Source organism: Rhizobium sp. FG96 (assembly GCF_057808655.1).
On the sequence record NZ_JBMDIL010000001.1, the window covers coordinates 211058 to 235565 of the forward strand.

The 24508-nt window shown below is 63.1% G+C and carries 23 protein-coding genes; 13 read left to right on the plus strand and 10 right to left on the minus strand.

The features are described 5' to 3' along the window. The first annotated feature begins 198 nt into the window (after positions 1-198). Complete coding sequence (locus tag ACODR6_RS01115) at positions 199-1416, plus strand: MFS transporter (protein WP_203429227.1); 1218 nt, start codon at positions 199-201, stop codon at positions 1414-1416. Here the strand turns inward: ACODR6_RS01115 and ACODR6_RS01120 are convergent. After that, positions 1384-1779: a winged helix-turn-helix transcriptional regulator gene (locus tag ACODR6_RS01120; protein WP_199626679.1), complete on the minus strand. Its 396-nt coding sequence runs from the start codon at positions 1777-1779 to the stop codon at positions 1384-1386. The genes ACODR6_RS01115 and ACODR6_RS01120 overlap by 33 nt on opposite strands. 103 nt (positions 1780-1882) lie before the next feature. Here ACODR6_RS01120 and ACODR6_RS01125 point away from each other — a divergent pair, with 103 nt between their 5' ends. Together ACODR6_RS01125 and mgtE are read left to right on the plus strand one after the other, a co-directional pair. Further along, positions 1883-2896 carry a zinc-binding alcohol dehydrogenase family protein gene (locus tag ACODR6_RS01125; protein WP_489020148.1) on the plus strand — a complete coding sequence of 338 codons (1014 nt, stop codon included), beginning with the start codon at positions 1883-1885 and terminating at the stop codon, positions 2894-2896. Positions 2897-3191: 295 nt separating this feature from the next. Continuing rightward, on the plus strand, positions 3192-4565 hold the full coding sequence (mgtE, locus tag ACODR6_RS01130) for a magnesium transporter (RefSeq protein ID WP_489020150.1): 1374 nt from the start codon (positions 3192-3194) through the stop codon (positions 4563-4565). On the opposite strand, the gene ACODR6_RS01135 is transcribed toward mgtE, so the two are convergent. The 5 genes from ACODR6_RS01135 to ACODR6_RS01155 all read right to left on the minus strand — a co-directional run bounded on the left by ACODR6_RS01135 (position 4546) and on the right by ACODR6_RS01155 (position 8873). Beyond that, positions 4546-5355 carry an ABC transporter ATP-binding protein gene (locus ACODR6_RS01135; RefSeq protein ID WP_489020152.1) on the minus strand — a complete coding sequence of 270 codons (810 nt, stop codon included), beginning with the start codon at positions 5353-5355 and terminating at the stop codon, positions 4546-4548. The two genes, mgtE and ACODR6_RS01135, sit on opposite strands and share 20 nt — an antisense overlap. After that, positions 5348-6349 (minus strand): FecCD family ABC transporter permease, encoded by a 1002-nt coding sequence (locus ACODR6_RS01140; protein ID WP_489020154.1) that lies wholly within the window; start codon positions 6347-6349, stop codon positions 5348-5350. Before ACODR6_RS01140 ends, ACODR6_RS01135 begins: the two co-directional genes overlap by 8 nt. Further along, positions 6346-7320, minus strand: a complete 975-nt coding sequence (locus ACODR6_RS01145; protein ID WP_489020156.1) for a FecCD family ABC transporter permease — start codon at positions 7318-7320, stop codon at positions 6346-6348. The genes ACODR6_RS01140 and ACODR6_RS01145 overlap by 4 nt, the downstream gene beginning before the upstream one ends. Positions 7321-7367: 47 nt before the next feature. Then, positions 7368-8297, minus strand: coding sequence for an ABC transporter substrate-binding protein (locus ACODR6_RS01150; RefSeq protein ID WP_489020158.1), 930 nt, complete (start codon positions 8295-8297; stop codon positions 7368-7370). Between the two features lie 102 nt (positions 8298-8399). Continuing rightward, positions 8400-8873, minus strand: a complete 474-nt coding sequence (locus ACODR6_RS01155; protein ID WP_112719631.1) for an Lrp/AsnC family transcriptional regulator — start codon at positions 8871-8873, stop codon at positions 8400-8402. A gap of 143 nt (positions 8874-9016) precedes the next feature. On the opposite strand from ACODR6_RS01155, the gene ACODR6_RS01160 reads away from it, so the two are divergent. After that, positions 9017-9922 carry a DMT family transporter gene (locus ACODR6_RS01160; protein ID WP_489020160.1) on the plus strand — a complete coding sequence of 302 codons (906 nt, stop codon included), beginning with the start codon at positions 9017-9019 and terminating at the stop codon, positions 9920-9922. A gap of 50 nt (positions 9923-9972) precedes the next feature. Here the strand turns inward: ACODR6_RS01160 and ACODR6_RS01165 are convergent, their stop codons facing one another. Next, complete coding sequence (locus ACODR6_RS01165) at positions 9973-10587, minus strand: L,D-transpeptidase (protein WP_413709105.1); 615 nt, start codon at positions 10585-10587, stop codon at positions 9973-9975. 174 nt (positions 10588-10761) lie between these two features. On the opposite strand from ACODR6_RS01165, the gene ACODR6_RS01170 reads away from it, so the two are divergent. Continuing rightward, complete coding sequence (locus tag ACODR6_RS01170) at positions 10762-10962, plus strand: type II toxin-antitoxin system VapB family antitoxin (RefSeq protein WP_489020163.1); 201 nt, start codon at positions 10762-10764, stop codon at positions 10960-10962. 87 nt (positions 10963-11049) lie between these two features. Here ACODR6_RS01170 and ACODR6_RS01175 read toward each other — a convergent pair whose 3' ends face one another. Further along, positions 11050-12714 (minus strand): electron transfer flavoprotein-ubiquinone oxidoreductase, encoded by a 1665-nt coding sequence (locus ACODR6_RS01175; RefSeq protein ID WP_489020165.1) that lies wholly within the window; start codon positions 12712-12714, stop codon positions 11050-11052. A gap of 256 nt (positions 12715-12970) precedes the next feature. Here ACODR6_RS01175 and ACODR6_RS01180 point away from each other — a divergent pair, with 256 nt between their 5' ends. From ACODR6_RS01180 to ACODR6_RS01215, 8 genes are all read left to right on the plus strand, one after another. Further along, complete coding sequence (locus ACODR6_RS01180) at positions 12971-13759, plus strand: SDR family oxidoreductase (RefSeq protein ID WP_112719637.1); 789 nt, start codon at positions 12971-12973, stop codon at positions 13757-13759. Positions 13760-13948: 189 nt separating this feature from the next. Next, entirely contained in the window at positions 13949-15274 is a 1326-nt protein-coding gene (locus ACODR6_RS01185; protein ID WP_489020167.1) for an efflux RND transporter periplasmic adaptor subunit, read from the plus strand. After that, the gene (locus ACODR6_RS01190; protein ID WP_489020169.1) at positions 15271-18402 is read left to right on the plus strand and encodes an efflux RND transporter permease subunit; all 3132 of its coding nucleotides are present in this window, start codon (positions 15271-15273) and stop codon (positions 18400-18402) included. The genes ACODR6_RS01185 and ACODR6_RS01190 overlap by 4 nt, the downstream gene beginning before the upstream one ends. A gap of 186 nt (positions 18403-18588) precedes the next feature. Further along, positions 18589-19470 carry a LysR family transcriptional regulator gene (locus ACODR6_RS01195; RefSeq protein WP_489020171.1) on the plus strand — a complete coding sequence of 294 codons (882 nt, stop codon included), beginning with the start codon at positions 18589-18591 and terminating at the stop codon, positions 19468-19470. A 142-nt stretch (positions 19471-19612) separates the two neighbouring features. Beyond that, positions 19613-20908 (plus strand): Hsp70 family protein, encoded by a 1296-nt coding sequence (locus ACODR6_RS01200; RefSeq protein WP_489020173.1) that lies wholly within the window; start codon positions 19613-19615, stop codon positions 20906-20908. 57 nt (positions 20909-20965) lie between these two features. Next, the gene (locus ACODR6_RS01205; protein ID WP_489020175.1) at positions 20966-21850 is read left to right on the plus strand and encodes a uracil-DNA glycosylase; all 885 of its coding nucleotides are present in this window, start codon (positions 20966-20968) and stop codon (positions 21848-21850) included. 134 nt (positions 21851-21984) lie between these two features. Next, on the plus strand, positions 21985-22176 hold the full coding sequence (locus tag ACODR6_RS01210) for a hypothetical protein (protein WP_130278633.1): 192 nt from the start codon (positions 21985-21987) through the stop codon (positions 22174-22176). A 41-nt stretch (positions 22177-22217) separates the two neighbouring features. Beyond that, positions 22218-22367 carry a hypothetical protein gene (locus ACODR6_RS01215; protein ID WP_165402614.1) on the plus strand — a complete coding sequence of 50 codons (150 nt, stop codon included), beginning with the start codon at positions 22218-22220 and terminating at the stop codon, positions 22365-22367. Here ACODR6_RS01215 and ACODR6_RS01220 read toward each other — a convergent pair. Both ACODR6_RS01220 and ACODR6_RS01225 read right to left on the minus strand, forming a co-directional pair. Further along, entirely contained in the window at positions 22364-23254 is an 891-nt protein-coding gene (locus ACODR6_RS01220; protein ID WP_207225137.1) for a hypothetical protein, read from the minus strand. The two genes, ACODR6_RS01215 and ACODR6_RS01220, sit on opposite strands and share 4 nt — an antisense overlap. 209 nt (positions 23255-23463) lie before the next feature. Next, on the minus strand, positions 23464-24396 hold the full coding sequence (locus ACODR6_RS01225) for a DMT family transporter (protein ID WP_489020178.1): 933 nt from the start codon (positions 24394-24396) through the stop codon (positions 23464-23466). Between the last annotated feature and the right edge of the window lie 112 nt (positions 24397-24508).

Genomic DNA, 24508 nt, shown 5'->3' on the forward strand with positions numbered 1-24508 from the left:
TTGGCAAATGCTAATAATGCAATGGACGTATGCCGATAACAGGACGCTGCACTGCAAAAAATGCACTCGACGCTCTGCCGCCAATCAGGGATAGAATGCAAAATGGAGGCACGTACCTCCCTTCCCGCCATAGACAGGCCGACACCGGAGCCGAACGCTTCCGGTGAACCGCTTTTGATACATGCCCAAGGAGCTCCCGTGAGCCAGATCGCCGTAGACGATTCCCTCGATGCACCGATTGCGGAGGCGCCTTCGCCGATGGCGGTCGCGCTGGTGCAGCTGGCGCTTGCCTGCGGCGGCTTCGGCATCGGCACGGGTGAATTCGCGATCATGGGCCTGCTGCCGAATGTGGCAGGCACCTTCTCGGTCACCACCCCGCAGGCGGGTTACGTGATCAGCGCCTATGCACTCGGCGTCGTCATCGGCGCGCCGGTCATCGCCGTGCTTGCGGCGAAGATGGCGCGGCGCTCGCTGCTTCTACTGCTGATGGGCATCTTCGCCGTCGGCAATATCCTCAGCGCCATGGCGCCGACCTTCGAGAGCTTCACGCTGCTGCGCTTCATCACCGGCCTGCCGCATGGCGCCTATTTCGGCGTGGCGGCGATCGTCGCCGCGTCGATGGTGCCGGTTCACAAGCGGGCGCGCGCCGTCGGCCGCGTCATGCTCGGCCTGACGATCGCCACGCTGCTCGGCACGCCGCTTGCCACTTTCTTCGGCCAGTCGCTCGACTGGCGCATCGCCTTCACCACCGTCGGCGTCATCGGCCTCGTGACCGTGGCGCTGATCTGGTACTACGTGCCGCGCGATCAGGTGGAGGAAGGTGCAAGCTTCATGCGCGAACTCGGCGCCTTCAAGCGCCCGCAGGTGCTGCTGACGCTCGCCATTGCCGCTGTCGGTTACGGCGGCATGTTCGCGATGTTCAGCTATATCGCCGATACGACGATGAAGGTGGCGATGCTGCCGGCCAGCATGGTGGCTGTGATGATGGTGCTGTTCGGCATCGGCATGAATGTCGGCAACGTGCTCGGCTCCTGGCTCGCCGACAAGTCGCTGATGGGCACGATCGGCGGCTCGCTGATCTTCAACATCGTCGTGCTCAGCTGCTTCTCGCTGACGGCCGCCAATCCGGTCATGCTCGCCGCCTGCGTGTTCCTGACGGGCTGCGGCTTTGCGGCGGGCCCTGCCCTGCAGACCCGCCTGATGGATGTTGCCGCCGATGCGCAGACGCTGGCGGCCGCTTCCAATCACTCGGCCTTCAATATCGCCAATGCGCTCGGCGCCTGGCTCGGCGGCCTGGTCATCGCCTGGGGCTACGGTTACGCCTCGACGGGCTATGTCGGCGCCTTCCTGTCGTTCCTCGGTATCTTCGTCTTCGCGGCGTCGCTACGCCTGGAGCGCCGCAGCCGCAGCGCCTGAGGCTTCGCGCAATTCCATGCCATCGGGGCGGCAGAACACATGTTCGTCGCCCCAGGCAGCCAGCGCCCGGATGACCGGCTTCAGCGTCTCGCCGAGCGGCGTCATCGTATATTCGACGCGCGGCGGCACGACCGGATAGACCTTTCGCGAGACCAGCCCGCAATCTTCGAGCTCGCGCAGCTGCTTGGTCAGCATGCGCTGCGTCACCGCCGGAAGCTTTCGGCGCAGCTCGTTGAAGCGCAGCGTTCCGTCCATCAGATGGAACAGGATGACGCCCTTCCATTTGCCATCGAGAAAGCTCAACGTCGCCTCCACCGGGCAGCCGGGGAAGTTCTTCGTCAGCTTGGCGCGGGGCAGAGACATTTGACGGTATCCTTTTGGGTACTACGTACAGAATTTGTGCATTCTTGCGTTAACAGAGCATAAGACGCATCTAGCCACTGTGCAACAAACACAGGAGTTTCCCATGCGCGCCGTCGCCTACAAGACCCCACAGCCGATCGCGGCAGAAACCTCGCTCGTCGATGTCGAGCTACCCGTTCCCGAGGCCACGGGGCATGACCTGCTGGTCGAGATCAAGGCCGTCTCCGTCAACCCTGTCGATGTCAAGATCCGCGCCAATGTCGCGCCGCCCTCCGGCGAGCTGAAGGTCATCGGCTGGGATGCGGCCGGTGTCGTTAAGGCCGTCGGCCCCGATGTAACGCTGTTCCAGCCGGGCGACGAGGTCTTCTATGCCGGTTCGATCACCCGCCCCGGCTCCAATGCCGAATTCCATCTCGTCGATGAGCGCATCGTCGGCCGCAAGCCGAAGACGCTCGATTTTGCCGCAGCGGCCGCCCTGCCGCTGACCTCGATCACCGCCTATGAGGCGCTGTTCGACCGGCTGAAGGTGCAGGATGCCGTACAGGGTGCCGCCCCTTCCCTGCTCGTCATCGGCGGCGCCGGCGGCGTCGGCTCGATCACCATCCAGATCGCCCGCGCGCTGACCGATCTGACCATCATCGCCACCGCTTCGCGTCCGGAAACGCAGGAGTGGGTGAAGGAACTCGGCGCCCATCATGTGATCGACCATTCGAAGCCGATCGCCGCGCAGGTGGCCGCCCTTGGTATCGGCGCACCGGGCTTCGTCTTCTCGACCACCAATACCGACCAGCATCTGGCCGAAATCGTCGAGGTGATCGCGCCGCAGGGCCGGTTCGCGCTGATCGACGATCCCAAAGTGCTCGACATCATGCCCTTCAAGCGCAAGGCGATCTCGGTGCATTGGGAGCTGATGTTCACCCGGCCGATCTTCGGAACCCTTGACATGATCGAGCAGCACAAGCTTCTCAACAGGATTTCCGAGCTCGTCGATGCCGGCAAGATCCGCACGACGCTGACCGACACAGTCGGCACGATCAATGCGGCGAACCTGAAAAAGGCGCATGCGATGATCGAGACCGGAAAGACCAAGGGCAAGGTCGTCCTGGCAGGTTTCTGACCGGCTTTTCGTCCGGAAATATCCGGTAAATCATAATCGCAAAGAATGCCGCGCCGGATGGTGCGGCATTCTGCCATTAAGCACATATCCCAGTTGACTTTTTTAGCGTTCAGGACCACCTGTTCCTGACGCGAACGGCGCTGCGCCGGACGCGGATATCAACGGAGCCATCATCACGATGCCAAGCGACAGTAGCAGTCGATTGCCTTTGCCGTACGCGGCCCTTTCGCGCTGACCTGGATGCTCCGGGCTCGCCCGATCGGACGCTACGGCGGATCGACGGAAAGGCGAGCTAATGAATATCAATCGCTTCCACCTGCGGGCCGGCAATGCCGCGCGCGCTTTCATGACCAACAATAAAGTTGCGACCATCGCCGAGCGCGTCGAGTCGCTGAATGCACTCGCCCCGACCGAGGTTTCACGCATCCTGTCGCGCATGCCGCAGGACTATGCCGTCAACATTCTCGACCGGCCGGAACTGCGCAACGCCTCCACAGCGCTGGCGCTGATGGACCGCGCCGATGCTGCACGCCTGCTGCACGGCATGTCGAACGACCGTGTCGCCGACGTTCTGCTGGAGCTCGACACCGATACCCGCACCCGGCTTTTCAACAGCTTGGAAGAGCCGGTCCGCGTCGCCATCCAGCACCTGATGGGCTATCCGGCCCGCACGGCAGGCAGCATCATGACGACCGAGTTCGTCAGCGTGCCCGGCAACTGGACGGTCGAGCAGACGCTCGCCCACGTGCGCCATGTCGAGCGCTCGCGCGAGACGGTCTATGCGATCTATGTGCTGGATGAGAATTCCGGCGCGCTGCTGCATGTCGTGACGCTGCGCCGCCTGATCACCGGCGAACCCGACGCCTCGATCCTGACCGTCGCCCAGAAGGGCACGCCGGTTGCCGCCGATCCGCTGATGAAGCAGGAAGACGTGGCACGGCTGATCCGCAAGCACGACCTGCTGGCGCTGCCCGTCGTCGACGATCACGGCCTGATCCTCGGCATCGTCACCGTCGACGACGTGATCGACACGATGATTGCCGATACGACCGATGGCGCCCAGCGCTTCGGCGGCATGGAAGCCCTCGGCAAGCCCTATATGAAGATCAGCTTCGGCGGCATGATCCGCAAGCGCGCCGGCTGGCTCTGTGCCCTCTTCCTCGGCGAGATGCTGACGGCAAGCGCCATGCAGCATTTCGAGGGCGAGCTCGAAAAGGCCGTCGTGCTGACGCTGTTCATCCCGCTGATCATGAGCTCCGGCGGCAATTCCGGCTCGCAGGCGACATCGCTGATCATCCGCGCTCTCGCCGTCGGCGAGCTGAAGCTTTCCGACTGGTGGAAGGTGCTGCTGCGCGAACTGCCGACCGGCGTCGTGCTCGGCGCCATCCTCGGTCTCGTCGGCATGTTGCGCGTGTTCTTCTGGCAGAGCGCCGGGCTTTACGACTATGGCCCGCACTGGGTTCTGGTCGGGATCACGGTATTTGCAGCGCTGATCGGCATCGTCACCTTCGGTTCCGTATCCGGCTCGATGCTGCCCTTCGTGCTGCAGCGGCTGAAGCTCGATCCGGCAACGGCATCGGCTCCGTTCGTGGCAACGCTCGTCGATGTGACCGGCCTGGTGATCTACTTCTCGGTCGCCCTGCTGATCCTCACCGGGACGCTTCTCTAGAGGCGATCGGCAGGCAGAGCGGCGTGCCATCCACTGGATGCGGGACGACCGCCGCATCCACTCCGAACACGGCCTTTATCAGCTCCGGCGTCAACAGCGCGCCGGGGCTTCCTGCTGCGTGGATGCCGCCATCGGCAACGGCGATGATGTGATCGGCATATTGTGCCGCATGGTTCAGGTCGTGGACGACCATGACGACGGTGCGGCCGCGATTGCGATTCAGGTCGCGCAGCAGTTCCAGCACTTCCAGCTGATGGGCGATATCGAGATAGGTGGTCGGCTCGTCGAGCAGCAGGATCGGCGTTTCCTGCGCCAGCGCCATGGCGATCCAGGCGCGCTGGCGCTGACCGCCGGAGAGACGGTCGAGCGGGCGCGAGGCGAGATCGGAAAGGCCGGTGGCGGCAAGCGCCCCATCGACGATCTCATCGTCATGAGCCGACGTGCGCGACAGCAGACCCTTGTGCGGATGCCGGCCGAAGCGGCAGAGCTGGCGCACCGTCAGTCCGTCCGGCGAGACCGGGCTTTGCGGCAGAAGCGCAAGAGCCTGGGCGATCGCCCTGCCCTGCATCGCCGAGATTTCCTTGCCGTCGAGATAGACCGTTCCGGAAGCGGGCTCGATGATGCGGCCGAGCGCTTTGAGCAACGTGGACTTGCCGCTGCCATTGGCGCCGATCAGCGCGGTGATCTTGCCGTCGGGTATCGACACATCGACATTCTCAAGCACGCGGATGGCCGCGTAGCCGAGCGTCAGCTTTTCTCCGGCAAGGCGGGATTGCGCGGCGCTACTCATGGCGGCCGGTCTCCTTGATAAGCAGGAAAATCAGATAGGGACCGCCGATGACGGCGGCGACTATGCCCGCCGGGATCTCATTCGGCAGCGCCACCAGCCGCCCCGCCAGATCGGCGGCGGAGAGCGCGAGCGCCCCCATCAGCGCGCTGGCGGGCACGAGATGGCGGGCGCGCGGGCCGACCATCAGCCGTGCCGCATGCGGCGCGAGCAGGCCGAGAAAGCCCATGCTGCCGACGCTGGCGACCGCACCGGCGCAGAGCAGAACGGAGACGACGATCAGGCCGCCGCGCAGGGCTCCCGGCAACATGCCGAGGCTGATCAGCGTGTCGTCGCCGAAGCCACCGGCATCGAGCCTGGCGGCGGCGATCAGGATCAGCGGCAGGCAGGCGATAAGCCACAGACTGAGGATCAGCACATCAGCGGCGGAACTGCCATAGACGCTGCCCGCCAGCCATACCATCGACTGATCGGCGCGGGTCGGGAAGATCACCATGACATATTGCATCAGCGCCTGAGCCAGCATGCCGAGCGCCACGCCGACGAGTGCCAGCGCCGCAATGCCGCCGCCGAAGGCGCGGCCAATGACGAGCAGCAGCCCGGCGCCGATGACGGCGCCGAGAATAACGCCCGACGGGATCGACCAGACCGCCCAGGCCGGTGGCGTCATCATGCCCGCCAGGAAGGCGCCGAGACCGGCGCATTTGGTGATGCCGACGACATCGGGCGAGGCCAGCGGATTGCGCAAGGCGCCCTGCAGGAAGACGCCCGCGAGACCGAAGGACGAGCCCGCAAGGATGGAAACGGCGACGCGCGGCGCCCGGTATTGCATGACGATGAAGGCATTCTTGCCGCCGCCGATACCATCGAGCACCTGCGCGATGCTGAGCGTGACCGCGCCAACGGTCATGCCGAGGATGGCGAGAACGGCGATCAGGACGGCGATGGTGAGGCACACCGTCAGTGCCCGGGTATTTCTTGCGGCAAGCGCACTCATCGGATCCGCTGCCTCCAGAGGATCATCAGGAAGGCCGGAGCGCCGACCAGCGCGGTGACGATGCCGACGGGCATTTCCGAGGGGAAGGCAGCGATGCGGCCCGCAAGATCGGCGGCGTTCAGCAAGAGCGGACCGGCAATGGCGCTGAGCGCGATGACGGTGAACTGGTCGCCGCCGACGAGCCTGCGGATGATATGGGGCACGAGCAGGCCGATGAAGCCGATCGGGCCGCTGACGGCGACCGCAGAACCGGCGAGCACGACGATCAGCGCCGCAGCCAGCCCGCCGACGCGGCGCGCATTCTGGCCGAGCGACACGCCCGTCGTGTCATCGAGCGCCAACACGCCGAAATGTCGGCCTGCCAGCAGCGCCGTGCCGCCGCCGAGGATCGAGAATGGCAGGATGATCCAGACCTTGTCCCATTGCGCGCCGTTGATCGATCCGGCAAGCCAATAGACGATATCCTGCGCCGCATTGTTGGCGATCAGGATCGCCTGGACGAGAGCGGCGAGCACGAGCTGGATCGAGATGCCGGCGAGCGCCAGCTTCATGTCGTTCATGGCGCCCGAGACCGACAACGCCCACATGGCGAGGCCAACGGCGGCCGCACCGGTGAATGCGGGCCAGACGGTGCCCGCGCCTTTCAGCTCCGGCAGCGCGATGAGGCAGAGGACGATGACCAGCGAGGCGCCGGCATTGATGCCGAAGGTCTGCGGCGAAGCGAGCGGATTGCGGGTCAGCGTCTGGATCAGCACGCCGGCGACCGCAAGATTGGCGCCGACCAAGACGGCGAGCAGCGCCCGCGGCAAGCGGACATCCCAGACGAGCGCGCTATCGGGCGAGCCATCGGGAGATAAGAAAAGCGACAGAGCGCGGAGAACCGGCAGCTCCGAAACGCCGAAGGATATAGCGGCAATGATGACCGCAGCGAGCGCGGCAAGCAGCAGGCAGCCGAGCGCGAGCGGCTGCATCCGCCGCTCTTCAACGCTTCGTGCTGCCGCCGCTTTGCTCACCGCTGTCAGGCCTTGTAGACCTTGGCGAGGATTTCGCGGGCGATCATCTCGGCGGTCTTCAGCCCGCGGAAGCGCGAGAACTGGTTGCGATCGACCTCGAAGATGTTGCTGTCCTTGACGGCCGAGATATTTGCGAAGGCGCTGTTGCCCTTCCACTGGTCAAGCACCGTGCCACCGGCATCGGTCGCGACCAGGAGCACATCTGGATTGACGGCGATCAGGCGCTCGAGGCCCGCCCCGCTTTCGACTGCGTCGGAAGAATCGACAGCCGGCGTCAGGCCCATCGCCTTGAAGACCGAGCCGGTGAAGGACGAGGATGTGTGGAGGCTCATGGAATCGGGCGTCGCGACCGCCAACAGGAAGCGGCGCTTTTCGCCAGCCGGGATCTTGGCGACCAGCGCTGCAACGACCGCCTCGTGATCGGCCACTGCCTTCTCGCCCTTCGCCTTGTCGCCCAGCGCATCGGCGATGGTGACGACGCCTTCCTTGATCGTCTGGTAGCTGCCTTCCCAGCTGTTCAGGACGATGGTGGGCGCGATGGCGCTGAGCTGCGCATAGATTGCCGAATGGCGGATTTCGTCGGCGATGATGAGATCGGGCGTCAGAGCGCTGACAAGCTCGAGGTTCGGCTCCAGCCGGGTGCCGACCGAGCTGTAGTCGATCGTCTTGCCGAGAAGCTGCTCGATGCGCTTCGGCTGGTTGTCGTCGGTGATGCCGACGGGCACGACGCCGATCGCGTCCAGAGACTGTACGAAGGAGAATTCGAGCGCCACGACGCGCTGCGGCCTGCCCTTGATCTCCGTGGAGCCGAGCCGGTGCTCGATCGTGCGGGCGGCGTCATCGGCAAAAGCCGGGCGGGCCGCGAGTGCGGCGCCGGCGGCGCCGAGGAGGAGGCCGAAATTGCGGCGGGACATCGGGTTCTGAAACAGGCTCACATCAAACTCCCAGCTGAAAATTGCGGGAGGCGGGTCCCGCTTCAAAATTCCGCTACAGAATTGACGTGCAGACTTCAAGTAAAGTTTACAAAAACTCTCACCTTATTTTTTCTCAGGCAGTTTCAGGGCGCCGTGGGTCTTCATGCTGCGGATCGCGAAGTTCGAGCGGATGTCACTGACATTGGGCAAGGTCAGCAGCGTTTCGGTCAGCAGACGCTCATAGGCGGCGAGATCCTCGACCACCACCTCGGCCAGAAAATCGGCGGTGCCCGAGATCAGGAAGCAGGAGACGATTTCGGGGATTGCCAGAAGCGCGGCCTGCTGCGCCTCGGAATTCTCGCGGGTGTGATGCGCCACCTTGAACTCGACGAACACGGTGAGCCCAAGCCCGACCTCCTTGCGGTCGATATCGGCGCGGTAGCCGCGGATGACGCCCGACTTTTCGAGGTTGCGGATACGACGCAGACAGGGCGACGGAGAGAGGTTCACCTTCTCGGCGATCTCCACATTGGTGGCCCGCGCATCCTCCTGAAGGCATTTGAGGATGGCGATATCGAATTTATCGAGATTTGGCATATCCGACAACTTTCTGAGATGATCTTGGCAGATAATTGCCAGTATCACGATTTCCTTGCCATAGATAGCAAGGACATGCCGGGGCCTTCCGGCCTATCTTCTTTCCAACCGGAGATCATCCGGACCACGGAAAGGATAGAGCCATGGCCAGCATCAGCCTCACCAACGACAAGTCCCCGTCCCTGCTTCCCGGCTATGCGGGCGGCACAGTGACCGTGCTTATCTGGGCCTCGTGGTTCCTCGCGACACGCCATAGCGCGGCGACGCCACTCGGCTCGATCGATATCGGCCTGATCCGCTACGGCATTCCAGCACTCGTGCTGGCGCCGGTCTGGCTGAAAACCGGGTTGCTGCCGAAGGGGCTGCCGCTGCATCTCTTGGCGCTGATGGTCGCGGGTGCCGGTGCCGTCTTCTTCCTCGTCACGACGCTGGCGATCCATTCAACGCCTGCCGCCTCATCCGGCATCCTGCTCGGCGGCTCGATGCCGCTTGCAACAGCCGTTATCGGCATCCTGCTCTTCGGCGAACGGCCGGACATCACCCGCAAGCTCGGCCTTGCGGCGATCGTCGGCGGCGTGCTGATCCTGCTGATCGAAAGCCTCGCCGATGCATCGCTTCCCTGGACGAGCTTCGTCATGCTGCCTGCCGGTGCCGTGCTCTGGGCAAGCTATACCCATGCCTTCCGCCGCAGCGGCCTGACGGCGCTGCAGGCAAGCGCCCTCGTCGCCATCTGGTCGTTCTTGGTGATCGCCGTCCTTGCCCTCGTCTTCGGCACCTCGCTGGCACAGGCAAGCGCTGCCGATCTCGGCCTGCAGGTGCTGAGCCAGGGCGTGCTTTCGGGACTGGTGGCGATGGTCGCCTATGGCACTGCGGTCAAGACGCTCGGCGGCACGCAGGCAGCAGCTTTCACCGCGCTGACGCCCGTCCTCGCCACGATCGGCGGCGGCATGTTGCTCGGCGAACCCGTCGGCATGGCGGAGATCGCCGCCGCCGTCATCACCGGCATCGGCGTCGCGCTCTCGACGGGCATTGCGGCCAGACGCCGCTAGTCATTCCTCACATGAAAAGCCCGGCTGAGACGCCGGGCTTTTTTTTGCATTCAAGCCTGCATCACTACGACCTTGGCGCCAGGCGCGACGCGATCATAGAGATCGATGACATCATGGTTGAGCATGCGGATGCAGCCACTCGACATCGCAAGGCCGATCGACTGCGGCTGGTTGGTGCCGTGGATGCGGAAATGGGTGTCGTTGCCGCCGCGGTAGAGATACATGGCGCGGGCGCCGAGCGGGTTGTTCGGGCCGCCCGGCATGCCGCCGGCGAGCCTGCGGTAGCGCTCTTCACGGCGCTGCATGTTTTCGGTCGGCGTCCAGCTCGGCCATTCCGCCTTGCGCCCGACATAGGCGCCACCGGCAAAGGCGAGCCCCTCGCGGCCGACGCCGACGCCATAGCGCATCGCCCTGCCATCGCCGAGGATGTAGTAGAGGCGGCGGGCGGGCGTGTCGACGACGACGGTACCGGCATCATAATTGGAGACGTAGGACACTTCCTGACGGCGCAGTTCCGGCTCGACCTTGTCGAGCGGCATGGCCGGAAGCGGAAACTTCTCGGCCGGAAGGGCCGCATAGTTGGCTCGATGATCAGGACCGCTCGACGCGCATCCAGCAAGAAGTGCGGAAACGCCCAAAACGAAACCGCGGCGGGAAATCGACATCGAAACAGGTCCTTAACGTTCGGTTGATGCGACCGAAGTTAATGAGATTATGGTTAATGAACTGCTAAGCGCGACCGTGGAAGTTGAGTTCGAAGAGCATGAAATAAGGGCTCGCCTCGACATGGCGCACTGGAAAGCGCATCATTTGCTGTCGTTTTCGATGGGGGACGGGAGATGAGAACAACCGTTACGCTGGATGACGCCCTGATCGAGCGGGCAGAGGAAGTCACTGGCATCCACGAAAAATCAGCGCTCCTGAAGGAAGCACTGACAAGGCTCATTCAACAGGACGCTGCGCAGCGAGTCTTCATGCTGGGCAGCAGTGCGCGGGGCCCCGCCCCGCCGCCGCTGGAATCTGGACGGCACCTGGGGTGACAACGACAATCAGGATTAGGCGGCGCCGTCAGGTTCTGATCCCCTCGGCGCCGAGATCCGGGGACCGATCGCGACCGGGTCCACATCTCACATGTTCGGATAAACCGGCCCCTCGCCGCCCTGGGGCGGAACCCAGTTGATGTTCTGGTTGGGGTCCTTGATATCGCAGGTCTTGCAGTGGACGCAGTTCTGGGCGTTGATGACGTAGGTATCCTTGCCGTCCTTCTCCACCCATTCGTAGACGCCGGCCGGACAGTAGCGGGTCGAGGGGCCGGCGTAGATGTCGTGCTCCGACGACTTCTGCAGCGCCATGTCCTTGACCTGCAGATGAACAGGCTGGTCTTCCTCGTGATTGGTGTTCGACAGGAACACCGAGGAGAGACGGTCGAATGTGAGGACGCCATCCGGCTTCGGATATTCGATCTTCTTGTGCTGCGAGGTAGGTTCCAGCGAGGCGGCGTCGGTCTTGCCGTGGCCGAGCGTGCCGAAGAAGGAGAAGCCGAACAGCGTGTTGGTCCACATGTCGAGACCGCCGAGGCCGATGCCCACAAGCGTGCCGAATTTCGACCAGAGCGGCTTGACGTTGCGGACCTTCTTCAGGTCCTTGCCGATGGCGGTCTTGCGCCATTCGTTCTCGATCTCGGCGACTTCGTCATTGGCGCGGCCGGCGGCTATCGCATCGGCGATCTTCTCGGCGGCGAGCATGCCCGACAGCACAGCGTTGTGGCTGCCCTTGATGCGGGGAACGTTGACGAAACCGGCCGAACAGCCGATCAGCGCACCGCCCGGGAAGGTCAGCTTCGGCACCGACTGGTAGCCGCCCTCGGTGATGGCGCGGGCGCCGTAGGAGAGCCGCTTGCCGCCCTCGAAGGTGCCGCGGATCGCCGGATGGGTCTTGAAGCGCTGGAATTCCTCGAACGGATAGAGATAGGGGTTCTTGTAGTTCAGGTGCACGACGAAGCCGACGGCGACCATGTTGTCTTCGAGGTGATAGAGGAACGAGCCGCCGCCCGCCGCCATACCGAGCGGCCAGCCGAAGGAATGCTGCACGAGCCCTTGCTTGTGGTTCTCCGGCTTGACCTGCCAGAGTTCCTTGATGCCGATGCCAAATTTCTGCGGCTCGCGATCCTTCTGCAGATCGAACTTGGCAATGAGCTGCTTGGCGAGCGAGCCGCGCACGCCTTCGCCGATCAGAACGTATTTGCCCAGCAGCTCCATGCCGCGGGTAAAGTTCGGGCCGGGCTCGCCGTTCTTCTCGATGCCCATGTCGCCGGTCGCGACGCCGATGACGGCGCCCTCGTCGTTATAGAGCACTTCGGTGGCGGCAAAGCCCGGATAGATCTCGACACCGAGCGCTTCGGCGTGGCCCGCCAGCCAGCGACAGACGTTGCCGAGCGAGACGATGTAATTGCCGTGATTGTTCATCAGCGGCGGCATCAGCGCGTTCGGCAGGCGGATGGAGCCGGCGGGGCCGAGCACCAGGAAGTGGTCGGCATTGACTTCGGTCTTGAAGGGATGGTCGCTTTCCGAGCGCCAGTCCGGCAGCAGGCGGTCGATGCCGATGGGATCGACGACGGCGCCCGAGAGGATATGCGCGCCGACTTCGGCGCCCTTCTCCAGGACGACGACCGAAAGATCCGGATTGACCTGCTTCAGGCGGATCGCGGCCGAAAGACCGGCCGGTCCACCGCCGACGATCACCACGTCGAATTCCATGCTTTCGCGTTCCGGAAGCTCAGTCGTCTCGGTCATATCAGTCAGGTCTCCGCTCGGCCGTTCGTCCGGCCATATTCCCCATCTGGGGTAATCTCTTGTCAAAACCGGAAAGCATTGTCGAGCCGGGAAGCGACAGCCAATCCTCCAATTCGCACAATGATTTCCTCCGTGCTCATAAACCTATTTAACGTTTACGTTCACGTCAATTATGCGATGCCGATTTTGCGTCTCTCTGCGCTTTCCTTTCCCACTGGCGGCGCCTTATACAGAAGCACGACATCAGGAGGACATCATGGATCTCGGCATCAAGGGCAAACGCGCACTCGTTCTGGCTTCATCCCGCGGCCTTGGCCAGGGGATCGCAGTGGCTTTGGCGCGCGAGGGCGCAAACGTGCTGCTCTGCGGGCGCAGCGGCGAGCAGCTGGAAGCCAATTGCAAGGCGATCAATGCCGAGGGCAACGGCAAGGCCGACTGGATCTGGGCCGATCTCGGCGACGAGAACTTCGTCGCGACGGTGACGGCGGCGGTCAAGGAGAAGTTCGGCGGCCTCGATATCCTCGTCAACAATACCGGCGGCCCGACGCCCGGCACGACCGAGGAGATGAGCGCCGAGAAGCTCGAGACCTATTTCTTCTCGATGGTGCTACGGGTCATCACACTGACCAACGCGTTGCTCCCCGGCATGAAGCAGCAGGGCTGGGGTCGCATCCTGACGGTCGCTTCATCAGGGGTCATCGAGCCGATCGCCAACCTGGCGCTCTCCAATACGCTGCGCCCTGCCCTTGCCGGCTGGAGCAAGACGCTTGCCTCCGAGATCGCCAGCCATGGCGTCACCACCAACCTGCTGCTGCCGGGCAGCATTCTGACCGGCCGCCTCGACGAACTCGATGGTGCGGCAGCAAGACGCACCGGCAAAAAGATGGACGAAATCCGCTCGGAAAAGGAAGCGCGAATTCCAGTTGGGCGCTACGGAAAGGTCGATGAGTTTGCGGCCACGGCGGCATTTTTGTGCAGCGAACCAGCAAGTTACATCACGGGCTCATTGATCCGTTGTGATGGTGGAGCGGCCCGCTCGGTGTAGTCGACCCATGTAGCGATCCAGTATATATTAGAGACGGACTAATATTACGGAATGTTCATTACGAAAATTTAAGCTGTTATAAACGCTTAGTGATCGTAAGCGGCGAATAATGTCTTTTTTGCGCCGCAAAATAGGCGGCTCATTTAGAGCATAGAATTCGCCCCATTCTGTTTAAAACCGGTCTCGCTCATGAAGAAATTCTGGATCACAGTCAGCGTCGTTGCAATTGCCGCAGTCGGCCTTTGGCAGTACGGCAATCGCATTCCCTATGCACAGCAGATTCCCTATCTTTCGAAGCTGATCAAGCAGCCCGCCCATGGTGGCGGCAAGGGAGATGGCGGCGCAGCTGGCGGCGACCAGCAGGCTGCGGCCGGTGCATCGCAGGATGGCGGCAGCCACCAGGGCGGCGGCAATGGCGGACATCGCCGTGGCGCCGGCGGCCCGACTGTGGTCAAGACAGTTGCCGCCGCGCAGGCTGCGTTGCCGATCGATGTCGGCGCATCCGGCTGGGCGGTTGCCGAAGACAATACGACGATCGCCGCGCAGGAACAGGGGCTGATCGTCAGCATCAATGTCCAGGATGGCGCGACCGTCAAATCCGGCGATCTGATAGCCAAGCTTGACGACCGCTCGGCAAAGGCCGCCGTCGACAAGGACAATGCGATGATCGTTCGAGATCAGGCGACGCTGAACGGCGCCGAGATCGCACTTGCACGCGCTCAGGACCTTGCCGATCAGAAGGCCGGCACACAGCAGAGTTCAGATCAGGCCAAGGCGACCCGCGATAGCGCAGCCGCCACCGTCGAGGCCGACAAGGCGGCGCTTGCCGCCGACCAGATCACTCTCGATCATACGGAAATCCGCGCCCCATTCGATGGCCGCCTTGGCGACGTGGCGATCAGCGACGGAGCTTTCGTCAATGCGGGATCGGCGATCGTGACGATCGCAAAGTACGATCCGATCTATGTGCAGTTCAATCTGCAGGAACGCTATCTGCGGGAGATGAAGACGGCACTTGCCGCAGGCCCGGTCGATGTCAGCACCGCGCCCGATTCCGCAAAGGGCGAAGTCCGCAAGGGTGCAGTCAGCTTTTACGACAATACCGTGGACAAGGCTTCGGGCACGATCGCCGTCAAGGCGCGGTTCGAGAATGCCTCCGGCGCCCTCTGGCCCGGCCAGTCGGTCAATGTCGTCGTCCACTTCGAGAACAAGCAGCAGCAGGTGGTCGTGCCGACGGTCGCCGTCAGCCCCGGCCCGGACGGTTTCTTTACGTTTGTCGTCAAGGACGGGAAGGCGCAGCTGACGCCTGTCACGGTGGCCCGATCCAACGGCGATTTCTCGGCGATTTCGGCAGGCATTTCGGCCGGTGACCACGTGGTAATCGAGGGCCAGGGCCAGCTGAACGACAAGCAGGCAATATCAGAACAGTTCGACGACAAGGCGCTGAACGTTGCTTCAGCCGCCGACACGATGCAGCAGCAAACCCAAAATGCTACCGCGGGGACTGAGGAATGATTCCGAATTTCTGCATCCAGCGCCCCGTCGCCACGACGCTTCTGGCGATCGGCGCCGTCCTTGCCGGTCTCGCGGGCTACCAGCTCATTCCGGTTGCCGCCCTGCCTCAGGTCGACTTTCCGACGGTCAACGTCTCCGCGCAGCTGAACGGCGCATCGCCGCAGACGATGGCGACTTCGGTCGCCACGCCGCTGATCAAGCAGTTCGAGACTATCCCCGGCATCAGCGAAATCAGCGCTTCCAGCTCGCTCGGCAATACCAGCATCGTGCTACAGTTCGATCTGAACCGTAACATCGATGCGGCCGCCGCGGACGTGCAGGCCGCGATCTCGCATGCGACACGCCAGCTGCCCGACAATCTGACGACGCCGCCGAGCTACCGCAAGACCAATCCGGCCGACGCGCCGGTGATGCTCATGTCAGTGCAGAGCGACACCCTGCCCCGCAGCAAGCTCGACGAAATCGCCGAAGACATCATCTCGCCGTCGCTCTCGACACTTCCAGGCGTTGCTGAAGTCACGGTCTTCGGTGCACAGACCTACGCTGTGCGCGTCGAGGCAGATCCCAACAAGCTACAGGCTCGCGGGATCGGCATCGATACCGTCAACAAGGCGATTGCTGCTGCCAACAACCAGAACCCCGTCGGTACGCTGCAGAACAATGCACAGACACTGACGATCAATGCCAATACGCAGCGCACGAACGCTGCCGAGTTTCGCTCGCTGGTCATCGCCTCGCCGAACGGCGCGGCGATCCACCTCAGCGATGTCGCAGACGTGCAGGATGGCGTCGAGAACCAGAACACCGGCAGCTGGTATGACGGCCAGCGCGGCATTATTCTAGCGATCCAGCGCCAGCCCGACGCCAATACCGTCGATGTCGTCGATGCGATCAACGCCAAGCTGCCGCAGCTGCATGCCGAAATCCCGCCATCGGTCAAAACCGTCGTCATGAACGACGCGGCAACGCCGATCCGCGAAGCGATTTCCGACGTCAAGTTCACGCTGCTTCTGACGATCGGCCTCGTGGTTCTCGTCATCTACCTGTTCACCGGCCATCTGACCGCAACGATCATTCCGGGCCTCGCCGTGCCGCTGTCGCTGATCTCGACCTTCGGCATGATGTATGTGCTGGGCTACAGTATCGACAACATCTCACTCTTGGGGCTAACGCTCGCGGTGGGCCTCGTGGTCGACGACGCCATCGTCATGCTGGAAAACATCCTGCGACACGTCGAGGACGGCATGCCGGTCCGCGAGGCGGCGATCAAGGGGGCGGCTGAAGTCAGCTATACGATCATCTCGATGTCGGTCTCGCTGATCGCGGTCTTCATCCCGATCCTGTTGATGGGCGGCGTCGTCGGGCGCGTCTTCAACGAATTCGGCATGGTAGTCGCCATCGCCATCGTCTCGTCGGCGATCGTCTCACTGACGGTGACGCCGATGCTCGGCTCGCGACTCTCCAACAACCACAGCCGTCCACCCCTCCTGGTTCGTATCTTCGACGCCGGATTCGAGCGGACATTGCGCGGTTACGACCGCGCCGTCGGCTGGTGCCTGAAGCACCACATGACGGTCATCGGCGTATTCTTCGCGTCGATCGCGCTGACGATCTACCTGTTCATGACGCTGCCGGCGAGCTTCTTCCCGCAGGAAGATATCGGCCGCCTGCAGGTCACCACCCAGGCACGTCAGGATATCTCCTATCCGGCGATGGAAGCGCTGCAGAAGCAGGCGGCCGCCGTCGTACAGGCGAACCCTGCCGTCAATCACGTCATGTCGACAGTCGGCGGCAATGCCCGCAAGCCGTTGAACAGCGGCACGATCTATGTCGAGCTGAAGGACAAAGACAAGCGTCCGCCACTCGACCAGACGCTGCGTGAACTGCGCACGGCGATCAACAAGATCCCGGGCCTGCAGGCATTCGTGACGCCGAACCAGAGCCTGCGCTTCGGTGGCCGCCAGACTGCCAGCCAATACCAGCTGGTCGTTCAGGCGCTCAACGCCGATCAGACCAATCTCTGGGCAGGCAAGATCCAGAGCGCGCTGCGCCAGGATCCGCGCTTCACCGATGTGACGACCGACGCCCAGAACAACGCGCTGCAGGCCAATATCGTCATCGACAGCGAAAAGGCTGCCGCCTACGGCATCGACAATGACGACCTGCGCACGACGCTGCAGGAAGCCTTCAGCAGCTACACGGCCGCCGAGATCCAGTCGACCGGCGACAGCTACGACGTCATCGTCGAATACGACACGAGCAAGCCATGGGACGACCAGAAGCTTGCCGAAATTCGCGTCGCCTCGTCGAATGGCAGCCTCGTGCCGCTGTCGAACTTTGCGCATGTGCAGCGGACCACCGGCCCTGTCACCATCAACCAGACCGGCCAGCTGGTCTCGACCACCGTGTCCTTCAACCTGCCAGCAGGGGAATCGCTCGGCGATGCCACCGTGGCGATCGATCAGATCAAGAAGGATATCAACATGCCGGCCGACGTGTTCACCAGCTATGGCGGCACGGCGCAGATCTTCCAGCAGTCGCAGGGCAATACGCCTTACCTGATCCTGGCGGCGGTCCTGACGATCTATGTGGTGCTTGGCGTTCTCTACGAGAGCTTCATTCATCCGCTGACGATCCTGTCCGGCCTGCCGGCCGCGGCTCTCGGGGCGCTCCTGGCGCTGAAGGTCATGGGCCTCGATCTGTCGATCATCGCGCTCATCGGCCTGTTGATGCTGATCGGTATCGTCAAGAAGAACGCGATCATGATGATCGACGTGGCGCTGGAAAACCTGAGGTCGACATCGATGTCAGCCTCGGAAGCGATCCACGAAGCCTGCGTCCGCCGTTTCCGGCCGATCATGATGACGACCTTCTGCGCCCTGCTCGGTGCCCTGCCGATCGCGCTCGGCACCGGTGCCAGCTCGGAACTGCGCCAGCCGCTCGGTATCGCCGTTGTCGGCGGCCTGCTGGTCTCGCAGGCGCTGACGCTGTTCATCACGCCGGTGATCTTCGTCGAGATGGGCCGCTTCGAAAACTGGCTCGGCCGGCTGTTCAGCCGCAAGAAGAAGCACGATACGCCGGCCAACGAGGATGGCGAGCCCGAGGCACGGGCGGTCGCTGCCGAATAAGACAGGAAGGGCGCCTCAAGGGCGCCCTTTTCATTTAGCGGCCGGCCACGAGCTTTGGCAGATCATCGACGAGAATGCCCGCGTCATGGCCCATCATGGCCAAGGGCACGGCCTTCCAGGTCGGCTTGCGAGGCCCAATAAAACGATGATATCTGCGGGCAGGCATGAATTGAATTAGGTCATGACATGGTTCGGCCCTACCTGCCCCTCAATGCGCTGCGCGCTTTCGAGGCTGCCTCCCGGCATCTGAGTTTCACCCGCGCGGCGATCGAGCTCTGCGTGACGCAGGCGGCTGTCAGCCATCAGGTGAAGCTTCTGGAGCAACGGCTCGGCGTCACGCTCTTCCGCCGCCTGCCGCGCGGATTGATGATCACCGAGGAGGGGCTGGCGCTCTTGCCGGTGCTGCGCGAATCCTTCGACCGGATGGCCGACATGCTGGAGCGCTTCGAAGGCGGCCAGCTACGCGAAGTTCTGAAGATCGGCGCGGTCGGGACGCTCGCCGTCGGCTGGCTGCTGCCGCGGCTTGCCGATTTCCGCACTCGCTTTCCCTATATCGACCTGCGCCTCTCGACCAACAACAACCGCGTCGATATCGCCGCCGAGGGCCTCGACTATGCGATCCGCTTCGGCAACGGCGCCTGGCACGATATCGAGGCGGAAGCGCTGTTCGAGGCGCCGCTCTCCGTCCTCTGCATCCCACCGATCGCGCGGCAGCTGAAGACGCCGGAGGATGTCGCGGGCCAGACGCTGCTGCGCTCCTACCGCTCCGACGAATGGCCAAGCTGGTTCGAGGAGGCCGGGCTCTCGGCGCCGCCGATCCTCGGCATGGTCTTCGATTCCTCGGTGCTGATGGTCGAGGCGGCGATGCAGGGTGCGGGCGTTGCCCTCGCCCCGCCACTGATGTTCTCGCGCCAACTGGCATCCGGTGAGATCGAGCAGCCCTTCCCCATCTATATTTCCAAGGGCAGCTACTGGCTGACGCGGCTGAAGTCGCGGCCGGTGACCCCGGCGATGGAAAACTTCCGGCGCTGGCTGCAGGAGATGTCGGCGGAGACCCGCGGCGACTGATCCCAGCGGGTTGCTTTCGCCTCCGTCCTGTGCGATCACCCGCCCTCTCAAAAATTCGCGGGCGCGCATTTGCCGCCCTTTGTCACATCCGGGTCATCTCTTCCCGGTTCAAAGCATTTTTACTGATTTAAGGAGCACGGCCATGGCACGGGCGCTCGGGCTTGATTTCGGCACGACCAATACGGTTCTGGCAATGGCGGATGGCGCCAATGCGACACATTCGATGAGCTTCACCAGCGCGGCAGGCACTGCCGACAGCATGCGCACGGCGCTGTCGTTCATGAAGGATCCGCAGCTCGGCGCATCGGCCTTGAAGGTCGAGGCGGGTGCGGCGGCAATCCGGCAGTTCATCGACAATCCCGGCGATTGCCGCTTCCTGCAGTCGATCAAGACATTTGCCGCCAGCGCCCTCTTTCAGGGCACGATCGTCTTCGGCAAGCGCCAGAGCTTCGAAGACCTGATGGAGGTCTTCATCCGCCGCCTGCGCGCCTATGCCGGCGACAACTGGCCGTCCGATGTCAGCCGCATCGTCGCCGGCCGCCCGGTGCATTTCGCTGGCACCACCGCCGATCCGGCGCTCGCGACACAGCGCTACAACGAGGCGCTGTCGCGCTTCGGCTTCCCGGAAGTGCATTACGTCTACGAGCCGGTCGCAGCCGCCTTCTACTTCGCGCAGAACCTGCAGGCCGATGCCACGGTTCTCGTCGCCGACTTCGGTGGCGGCACCACCGACTATTCGCTGATCCGCTTCGAGACCGTCGCCGGCAAGCTGACGGCGAAGCCGATCGGTCATTCGGGTGTCGGCATTGCCGGCGACCATTTCGACTACCGGATGATCGACAATGTCGTCGCGCCGCAGATCGGCAAGGGGAGTCATTTCAAGAGCTTCGACAAGATCCTTGAGGTGCCGTCGAACTACTATTCGAGCTTCGGCCGCTGGAACCAGCTGTCGATCTTCAAGACCTCGCGCGAGTTCGAGGACCTGAGGAAGCTGGTGCGGACTGCCCTCGAGCCGGAAAAGCTCGAGCTCTTCGTCGATCTCGTCGATCACGACGAGGGCTACCCGCTCTATCAGGCGGTCTCTGCCACTAAGATGGCGCTCTCGGCAAACGAGGAAGCGGCATTTGATTTCGGCCCGCTCGGCCGCAGCGGTCACCGCACGATTAAGCGCAGCGATTTCGAAGGCTGGATCGGCGAAGACCTCGCCCGCATCGAAGGCGCGCTCGACGAGGTGCTGGAAAAGACGCAGACGCGGGCCGATGGCATCGACAAGGTGTTTCTCACCGGCGGCACTTCCTTCGTGCCCGCCGTGCGCCGCATCTTCACCGAGCGCTTCGACCAGGACAAGATCGAGACCGGCGGCGAACTGCTGTCCATCGCCCACGGTCTGGCGCTGATCGGCGAGCGCGACGACATCGCGCAATGGACTGTGCAATAGCCGCTTAGGCGGGCGGCTGCACTTTCATTGCCGCCGCTCGTCCGTTAAGGTTGCCGCATGATCTCCGCCAACGACCTCTCCCCGGCCGAACTTGCCGCGCTTTTGCATTTCCATGCAGATGCGGGCGTCGAGTGGCTGCTGGAGGAAGAGGCGGTTGATCGCTTTGCCGAATTCGAGGCGATGAAGGCGGCGCGCCGCGCGGCGCCACCTCAGCAGGCTCCGCAACAAAACACGCAGCAGCAGAGCCGCGCCGCGGCGCCCCAGCGCCAGGCACCGGCTGCCGCCAGCGCTCCGGCAGCCCGCCCGCAACCCGCCATTCCCGATGGCGAAGCCGTCCAGCAGGCGCGCTTTGCCGCCGAGAGCGCCCGCTCGCTTGCGGAATTGAAGACCGCGCTCGAAGCCTTCAACGGCTGCAATCTGAAACACAGCGCCCGCTCGACGATCTTTGCGACGGGCGATGCGGCGAGCGGCATCATGGTGATCGGCTCGGCGCCGAGCGCCGAAGACGACCGCGAGGGGCAACCCTTTGCGGGACGCCCGGGCGCCCTTCTCGACAAGATGCTGGCTGCGATCGGCCTCGACCGTTCCGGCATCCTGCTGACGCAGGTCATTCCCTGGCGCCCGCCGGGCAACCGCGTGCCGTCGCCCGCCGAGATGGATATCTGCCGCCCCTTCATCGAACGGCAGATCGCGCTTGCAGAGCCGAAAGCCATCCTGCTGTTTGGAAATTTCGCGGCGCGCGTCTTTTTCGGGGAAACGGATACGATCCATGGTCTGCGCGGCCAGTGGAAGGAGATCGGCGCCGGCGGGCTTACGATTCCGGCAATCGCCACATTGCATCCGCAGGATCTGTTGACCGCGCCGGTCAATAAGCGCTTGGCCTGGAACGATCTTTTAGCGTTTCAGCAGAGACTGCGCGATCTCGATCTGATTACAAAATAGCCAATCTTAAAGATTTTATGAAACGACCCATGCGCTTTATGCATGGCTGCGTCTCATTTAGGTGCATTGCAGAATCGATGCTGCGCTGCAATATATACTCGTGTCTTGGGAGGAATCTGACAGGAACCAAGGCAATGAACACACGTTTTCGTCCTATACACTGCGGGTTTGAAACCCTCCGCCTCGCGAGCGACGCGGTTCGCACGACGCAAGGCTACAGCCGTCTCGGCTTCGCGACCAACGAACAGATGATCGCCCGCGGCACCGGCATCACCGGCCGCACGACGCGTCCGGCCGCGATCTTCGCCGATTTCCAGGAATATTGAGTAACCGCGCCGCCCAGCCGGGCGCGCGGATGGAGTAAAACATGTCTGCCGTCATCATCTCGCTTCTGCGCAATATCGAAACGATCGAGCATATCCGTGCTGCCGTCTGTGCTGCGAAGGAATATGAGCGCGAGCTCTGCTCGACGCAGACGGACCGCAAGGCGACCGACGTCGCGGCGATCGCGCTCTAAGCGCAGACCGCAAACCTGACCGGATCGCGCTCGATCTGCATCTTGGCGGCTTCGAATGCCTGGTCGATATAGGCGAACTTGATCGCCTGCCAGCCGCAATATTCCCTCAGGAATGCGCCCGAAATCCAAAGCTGGGTCTTCTTCGGCTCGTCATACCAGCCGAGGCATCCCGTCTGTACCGCCTTGGCGAACAGCCGTTGCAGATGCGTGCGCGACATCATGAAATCGCCCGCCAGATTGCGCGTCTCGATACGGCCGGCGTCATAGCGCTCGCCTTCGCAGGTCTCCAGATCGATCTTCGAAACAAGGTGATCGACGACGAGGCCGCCGGCTTCGGTCCACATGAAGAGTGCCACCTGCTCCGGCGGCTCGCGCCAGCGGGCATCCTTCAGGCAGTTTTCGGCAACCATCGGCTGGGCGATGCGGATCAATTCCGGGTTCGCCTGGAAACAGGCGGCGCGGTTGCCGCCATCGAGAACGTCGAGTGCTGCAAGGTTCGAGAGAAACCACCCCGCCATCGCCTGATGGCTGACATCGGCAGGCTCGAAATGCCGGGGACGGCGCCGCTCTTCGCCCGGCGTATGGGCGATGAAGCGGTAGGTGATCAGCTCTTCGATGAAATTGAGAACGGTGTTGCGGCTGGCGACCCTGTGCTCGGTGATGCACCCGGTCAGCGCCACGGCGGTAAAGCCGGATGACGGATCGGATGGGTCATGCCGCAGGCTCAGACCGTAGGCCGTCTGCGTCAGGAGCCAGCGCTGGTGGGAGGCAAGCAGCCGCGCCAGGCGCGGGGCAGCGTCGAACATGCCGCGCATGTTGCCTGCGAGCAGGCGGATAGCGGCGAGGAAGTTCGGATGCTGAGCCAGTTCGTCCGCCGAAAATGCCATAAGCGCCCCCGCTCGCAAGCCAGCTTCCGGAGCTACCACTTCAGGGACATTTCCGTCCGGCGTCAGTGGCCATTCGCATATGCAAGGCTTTGAATAAATGAAACTTCGTCAGTTTCATCAACCATATTCAGCGGGTCATGTGTATCCCAAGATTTCGCCAGTACATTCCCGCCAAAAGCGCGAATCGACAGCGAAAACAACCGGAAAGCCTAGCCGCCGCCGGCGCGCTGGGCGTTGCGCCGTTCCAGACCGAGCTGGTGCTCGCGGTGGATGATGTAGATACCAGCGGCAACGACGATCGCCGTACCGACCATCATGTGCCCACCTGGCACATCGCCGAAGACGACATAGCCGATCACGCCACCAAGCAGGATCGATGTGTATTCGAACGGGGCAACGGTGGAGACATCGGCGTGGCGATAGCTCTCGGTCAGCAGGATCTGCGCCACCCCGCCGCAAAAACCGGCGACGATGAGATAGAGCGTCGTCTCCAGGTCGAGCGAATACCAGCCGAAAGGCAGCGTCAGCAGCGAGCAGAGCGAAGCGATCATCGAGAAGTAGAGTACGATCGTCGCCGTCCTCTCCTCTTCCACAAGCTTGCGCACCTGGATCATCGCCATGCCGGCCAGCACTGCCGACATCAGCACGCAGATGGCGCCGAGCGCCTGCTCTGCCTCGATGCCGCCGGCGCGAAACAGCGTCAGCTTCGGCCAGGAGACGATCGCCACACCGACGATGCCGAAGAACACCGCGCTCCAGCGATAGAGCCGCACGCGCTCGCGTAGGAAGACGGCGGCGAAGATGACGGCGATCAGCGGCGTCGCATAGCCGAGCGCGATCGCCTCGGGCAGCGACAGATGCATCAGGCCGTAAAAGCCGAAACCCATCGAAACGATGCCGATCGTGCCGCGCTTCACATGGCCGATAGGATTGGCGGTGTAGAAGGCTGCCTTCAGCTGCCCGCGATAGGCGAGATAGGCCATGATCGGAAAGAGCGCGAAGAAGGAACGGTAGAACGTGACCTGCCCCGCAGCGACATCAGTTCCCGCAAGCTTGATGAAGGTCTGCATGCCCAGGAACACGACCACCGACGAGACCTTCATCAGGATCCCCCTCATCGGGTTTCTCAGTACCGATTCCATGTCTTCCAATGCTCGCTTGCGGGAGGAGGCCGCCGACTCGGCGGCACATCGAAGTGCAGCACCATCGTAACCAAAGAGATCAGGCGTTGGGAAAAATTTCCGAAGAAAAGCG

What these genes read in the sequence shown, in the direction of transcription:
- ACODR6_RS01120 (WP_199626679.1), bottom strand. Translation starts at nt 1,779, where the DNA reads ATGTCTCTGCCCCGCGCCAAGCTGACGAAGAACTTCCCCGGCTGCCCG.
- ACODR6_RS01125 (WP_489020148.1), top strand. Translation starts at nt 1,883, where the DNA reads ATGCGCGCCGTCGCCTACAAGACCCCACAGCCGATCGCGGCAGAAACC.
- mgtE (WP_489020150.1), top strand. Translation starts at nt 3,192, where the DNA reads ATGAATATCAATCGCTTCCACCTGCGGGCCGGCAATGCCGCGCGCGCT.
- ACODR6_RS01135 (WP_489020152.1), bottom strand. Translation starts at nt 5,355, where the DNA reads ATGAGTAGCGCCGCGCAATCCCGCCTTGCCGGAGAAAAGCTGACGCTC.
- ACODR6_RS01140 (WP_489020154.1), bottom strand. Translation starts at nt 6,349, where the DNA reads ATGAGTGCGCTTGCCGCAAGAAATACCCGGGCACTGACGGTGTGCCTC.
- ACODR6_RS01145 (WP_489020156.1), bottom strand. Translation starts at nt 7,320, where the DNA reads ATGCAGCCGCTCGCGCTCGGCTGCCTGCTGCTTGCCGCGCTCGCTGCG.
- ACODR6_RS01155 (WP_112719631.1), bottom strand. Translation starts at nt 8,873, where the DNA reads ATGCCAAATCTCGATAAATTCGATATCGCCATCCTCAAATGCCTTCAG.
- ACODR6_RS01160 (WP_489020160.1), top strand. Translation starts at nt 9,017, where the DNA reads ATGGCCAGCATCAGCCTCACCAACGACAAGTCCCCGTCCCTGCTTCCC.
- ACODR6_RS01165 (WP_413709105.1), bottom strand. Translation starts at nt 10,587, where the DNA reads ATGTCGATTTCCCGCCGCGGTTTCGTTTTGGGCGTTTCCGCACTTCTT.
- ACODR6_RS01170 (WP_489020163.1), top strand. Translation starts at nt 10,762, where the DNA reads ATGAGAACAACCGTTACGCTGGATGACGCCCTGATCGAGCGGGCAGAG.
- ACODR6_RS01175 (WP_489020165.1), bottom strand. Translation starts at nt 12,714, where the DNA reads ATGACCGAGACGACTGAGCTTCCGGAACGCGAAAGCATGGAATTCGAC.
- ACODR6_RS01180 (WP_112719637.1), top strand. Translation starts at nt 12,971, where the DNA reads ATGGATCTCGGCATCAAGGGCAAACGCGCACTCGTTCTGGCTTCATCC.
- ACODR6_RS01185 (WP_489020167.1), top strand. Translation starts at nt 13,949, where the DNA reads ATGAAGAAATTCTGGATCACAGTCAGCGTCGTTGCAATTGCCGCAGTC.
- ACODR6_RS01190 (WP_489020169.1), top strand. Translation starts at nt 15,271, where the DNA reads ATGATTCCGAATTTCTGCATCCAGCGCCCCGTCGCCACGACGCTTCTG.
- ACODR6_RS01195 (WP_489020171.1), top strand. Translation starts at nt 18,589, where the DNA reads ATGGTTCGGCCCTACCTGCCCCTCAATGCGCTGCGCGCTTTCGAGGCT.
- ACODR6_RS01200 (WP_489020173.1), top strand. Translation starts at nt 19,613, where the DNA reads ATGGCACGGGCGCTCGGGCTTGATTTCGGCACGACCAATACGGTTCTG.
- ACODR6_RS01205 (WP_489020175.1), top strand. Translation starts at nt 20,966, where the DNA reads ATGATCTCCGCCAACGACCTCTCCCCGGCCGAACTTGCCGCGCTTTTG.
- ACODR6_RS01210 (WP_130278633.1), top strand. Translation starts at nt 21,985, where the DNA reads ATGAACACACGTTTTCGTCCTATACACTGCGGGTTTGAAACCCTCCGC.
- ACODR6_RS01215 (WP_165402614.1), top strand. Translation starts at nt 22,218, where the DNA reads ATGTCTGCCGTCATCATCTCGCTTCTGCGCAATATCGAAACGATCGAG.
- ACODR6_RS01220 (WP_207225137.1), bottom strand. Translation starts at nt 23,254, where the DNA reads ATGGCATTTTCGGCGGACGAACTGGCTCAGCATCCGAACTTCCTCGCC.
- ACODR6_RS01225 (WP_489020178.1), bottom strand. Translation starts at nt 24,396, where the DNA reads ATGGAATCGGTACTGAGAAACCCGATGAGGGGGATCCTGATGAAGGTC.